This is a genomic window from Streptomyces sp. E2N166, assembly GCF_003671715.1.
GTDB lineage: Bacteria > Actinomycetota > Actinomycetes > Streptomycetales > Streptomycetaceae > Streptomyces > Streptomyces thinghirensis.
In genome coordinates this window covers 624,742-628,882 of sequence record NZ_RAIF01000006.1, presented here as the reverse complement: position 1 = coordinate 628,882, position 4,141 = coordinate 624,742, and the positions used below count along the sequence as shown (strand labels likewise).

The 4,141-nt window shown below is 71.3% G+C and carries 4 protein-coding genes; all 4 read left to right on the top strand.

What is annotated here, in order from left to right:
• Positions 1-423 (top strand): discoidin domain-containing protein (locus tag EBH09_RS03265; RefSeq protein ID WP_193776087.1); only part of this gene is annotated, 423 nt, incomplete at its 5' end.
• Between the two features lie 160 nt (positions 424-583).
• Positions 584-2,827, top strand: a complete 2,244-nt coding sequence (locus EBH09_RS03260) for a glycoside hydrolase family 9 protein (protein WP_121745493.1) — start codon at positions 584-586, stop codon at positions 2,825-2,827.
• Between the two features lie 98 nt (positions 2,828-2,925).
• Positions 2,926-3,174, top strand: coding sequence for a hypothetical protein (locus EBH09_RS03255; protein WP_030975726.1), 249 nt, complete (start codon positions 2,926-2,928; stop codon positions 3,172-3,174).
• 3 nt (positions 3,175-3,177) lie between these two features.
• Positions 3,178-3,555, top strand: a complete 378-nt coding sequence (locus tag EBH09_RS03250) for a toxin Doc (protein WP_121745492.1) — start codon at positions 3,178-3,180, stop codon at positions 3,553-3,555.
• Positions 3,556-4,141 lie beyond the last annotated feature (586 nt).

Here is a 4,141-nt window from a genome sequence, read left to right as displayed (position 1 = left end):
TACTCCGGCCGCCCCGACACGCTCCCCGCCGCCATGCTCGACGGCGACCCGGCGACCGGCTGGTCCAACGGCTTCCACAAGGCGGCCACCGCCCTGCTGCCCGCATTCGACGGGGCCCGCGCCGAGGACTGGGTATCGGTCGACCACGGCCGCGGGCGCATCTACGACCGGATCGAGGTCTCCTTCACCGTGGACGCGACCCACAGCCTGCCCGCCACGGTCGAGGTCGACGTCTGGGACGGCCGTGCCTGGCGCGCGGCCGAGGGGGTGCGGACCGACTGGGCCGCCGTGTCCGACGCGCCCACCCTCATCACCTTCGAGCCGGTACGCGGCTCCCGGGTCCGCCTCACGCTGGCCGGCCGTCACCCCGGTGAGCCGAAGGGCGCGATCCGCATCAGCCGCCTGGAGGCGCCCGTCGCCTGAACCGTCGCGCGGGGTCCGGGCGGGAACCAGTCCCGTCCGGACCGTTGACGGGGTGTCATGTCTGCCACAAGCATGGCTGCGACCGCATTTGGGAGCGCTCCCAATATCGATGCCTCCCTCGACGTGAGAGCCATCCGCACCTCCCCCGAGGAGCTCAGACGTGAGAAAACGCAGAACCGCGCTCGTCTCCCTGACCGCGCTGCTGGCGGCGGCCGTCACCGCGCTGCCCGCCGCCCCGGCCGGAGCCGAGGAGACCGAGCAGGTCAAGAACGGCACCTTCGACAACGGCACCGAATCCTGGTGGGCGAGCAGCAACGTCACCGCGGGCGTGTCCGACGGCCGGCTGTGCGCCGACGCCCCCGGCGGCACCGCCAACCGCTGGGACGCGGCCGTCGGCCAGAACGACGTCACCCTGGTCGCGGGGGAGTCGTACAGGTTCTCCTTCACCGCCACCGGCACGCCCGCCGACCACGTGGTCCGGGCGATCGTGGGCCTGTCGGTGTCCCCGTACGACACCTACCACGAGGTCAGTCCGCAGCTGAGCGTCTCCGGCAACACCTACTCGTACACCTTCACCTCACCCGTCGACACCACCCAGGGCCAGGTCGGCTTCCAGCTCGGCGGCACCCCCGACCCCTGGCGGTTCTGCGTCGACGACGTGTCCCTGCTGGGCGGTGTGGCGCCCGAGCCGCACGTGCCCGACACGGGGCCGCGGGTCCGGGTCAACCAGGTCGGCTACCTGCCGTCCGGCCCGAAGAACGCCACGCTGGTAACGGACGCGACCTCGCGCCTGCCCTGGCAGCTGAAGGACGACGGCGGCCGGGTCGTCGCCCACGGCTGGAGCAAGCCGCGCGGCGTCGACGCCTCCTCCGGCCAGAACGTCCACTCGATCGACTTCGGCCGCCACAAGAAGCGCGGTGAGGGCTACACGCTGGTCGCCGACGGGGAGACCAGCCGCCCGTTCGACATCGGCACCGCCGCCTACGAGCGACTGCGCACCGACTCCGCGAAGTACTACTACACACAGCGCAGCGGCACTCCCATCAGCGGCGACCTGCGCCCCGGCTACGCCCGCCCGGCCGGACACGTGGGCGTGGCACCCAACCAGGGCGACACCGAGGTGCCCTGCCAGCCCGGCGTCTGCGACTACACCCTCGACGTCTCCGGCGGCTGGTACGACGCCGGCGACCACGGCAAGTACGTCGTCAACGGCGGCATCTCCACCTGGGAGCTGCTCAGCACCTATGAGCGCTCGCTGCACGCCCGCACCGGTGAGCCGTCGAAGCTCGGCGACGGCACGCTCGACATCCCGGAGAGCGGGAACAGGGTGCCGGACATCCTCGACGAGGTCCGCTGGGAGCTGGACTTCCTGCTGAAGATGCAGGTGCCGGACGGGCAGCCGCTGGCCGGTATGGCCCACCACAAGATCCACGACGAGGCGTGGACCGGACTGCCGCTGCTGCCCAGCGACGACCCGCAGAAGCGTGAACTGCACCCGCCGACCACCGCGGCCACCCTCAACCTGGCGGCGACGGCGGCCCAGGCGGCCCGCCTCTACCGCCCCTTCGACCGGGAGTTCGCCGCGAAGGCGCTCGACGCGGCCCGCACGGCATGGGCGGCGGCGCTGGCCCACCCGGACGTGCTCGCCGACGAGAGCGACGGCATCGGCGGCGGGGCCTACCCGGACGGCCAGGTCGAGGACGAGTTCTACTGGGCCGCCGCCGAGCTGTACCTGACGACGGGGGAGCGGGACTTCAAGGAGTACGTGCTGGACTCCCCGGTCCACACCGCCGACATCTTCGGTCCGCTCGGCTTCGACTGGGCCCGCACCGCGGCGGCGGCCCGGCTGGACCTGGCGACCGTGCCCAACCGGCTCCCCGGCCGGGACAAGGTGCGCCGCTCCGTCGTCCAGGGCGCCGACCAGTACCTGGCCACGCTCAAGGCGCATCCCTACGGCATACCCTACGCTCCCGACGGCAACGTCTACGACTGGGGCTCCAGCCACCAGATCCTCAACAACGCGGTCGTCCTCGCCACCGCCTACGACATCACCGGCGGCTCGAAGTACCGTGACGGCGCCCTGCAGAGCATGGACTACATCCTGGGCCGCAACGCGCTGAACATGTCGTACGTCACCGGCTACGGCGAGGTCAACGCCCACAACCAGCACAGCCGCTGGTACGCCAAGCAGCTGGACCCGGCGCTGCCGGCCCCGCCCGACGGCACCCTGTCCGGCGGGCCGAACTCGAGCATCCAGGACCCCTACGCACAGAGCAAACTCCAGGGCTGTGTCGCCCAGTTCTGCTTCATCGACGACATCCAGTCCTGGTCGACCAACGAGCACACCATCAACTGGAACGCCGCACTGGCCCGCATGGCCTCCTTCGTGGCGGACCAGAGCTGACCGCACCACCGCCCCGCTCGCCTCCCGCGGTACCGTCGTGGCACTGATCTGACCTGCGTACATTTACGGGTCGGTACCCGCGCGGTACCGTGGGAGGCATGCCAGCTCTGAACGTGGAGTTCAGCGACCGCGAGCTCGAGGACCTTCGGCAGATCGCCAAGGAACGCGGTACGTCGATGAAGGCGCTCGTGCGGGAGGCCGCCGCCGCCGACATAGCCCGGCACCGGGCGCTGCAGGAGGGCGCGGAGGCGTTCCGCCGGTTCTTCTCGGCCCACGCCGACGAGTTCGCGGCCGCTTTTCCGGACGACGAACCACCGCCCGTCAGGGGCGAGGGGCGGGCCGCCTGACCCATGGCGCCGGTCCTGCATATCGACGTGCCCTGGCTGCTCCAGCGCCATGAGGAAGTGCTGCCGGAGCAGCCCACCATCAACGACTTCTCCGCGTTGGTCGCCGCCGTCGCCCGGCACCGCGTCGACCCGCCCCGCCTCGGGGTGGACTCCGACCCGGCCTGGCGGGCCGCCGCCCTGCTGCACACGCTCGCCGTGCTCAAGCCCCTGCCCTCGGCCAACGCCCGCTTCGCCTGCGCGACCGCCGTCGCCTACATGTTCGCCAGTGGCGTCGGCATCGACCCGCCCTACGGCGCCCTGGTCGACCTCGCGCGTGACCTGATGTCCGGCGGGGCCGACGCCTACGGCGCGGCCGACCGGTTGCGTTCCTGGCAGATCTGAATCCCGGCCGGTCGGCGCGGCCCCTTCTCGGGGCCACCGACCGAGGGCGGGAGGAACGGGGTCGGCGGCCCGCTCGCGCAGGAGAGCCGCCGTCCCGCGCGGGGCCTTCCGAGAAGGGCCGCGGCCAGTCCACTACGCCGAGGCGCGCGCCGGGAGCGTGCGCGGCGTACCGGCGCGTGCACGTGTTTCGCGCGGGGCGCGTGGAGAAAGCCGAAAGCAGGTGCCGGCCGCGTGAGTTGCCGCGGAATCTGACCTTCTTTCAAAGGGGGACGCATGTTGCCCGGTCGCCTTGTTGACCATGAGTGGTTTGTGCGAGAGTGAAGCGCTCGTGCGGGGGGTAAAGGCCGGGTCTCGCACGCGTCTTGATGAACCAGGTCCGTTTTCGCCGTGGCGAATTCACGCTCCCCACACCGCGTCCAAAAGGTATACACCAATCTGGGGTTCCTTTTCGGCGATCGGAACTTCTGAGTCACCTGCGCGTGGGAAGGAAACATCTCAGTGCCCACCCCCCACCCCCCTCGACCCGCGTACCCGCCCTCCGGCGGGAACCCCGGGGAGTCCGACGAGTTGCTGGCCGCGCGGCTCA

Coding starts and splice junctions, on each gene's coding strand:
- EBH09_RS03255 (WP_030975726.1), top strand. CDS start 2,926: ATGCCAGCTCTGAACGTGGAGTTCAGCGACCGCGAGCTCGAGGACCTT.
- EBH09_RS03250 (WP_121745492.1), top strand. CDS start 3,178: ATGGCGCCGGTCCTGCATATCGACGTGCCCTGGCTGCTCCAGCGCCAT.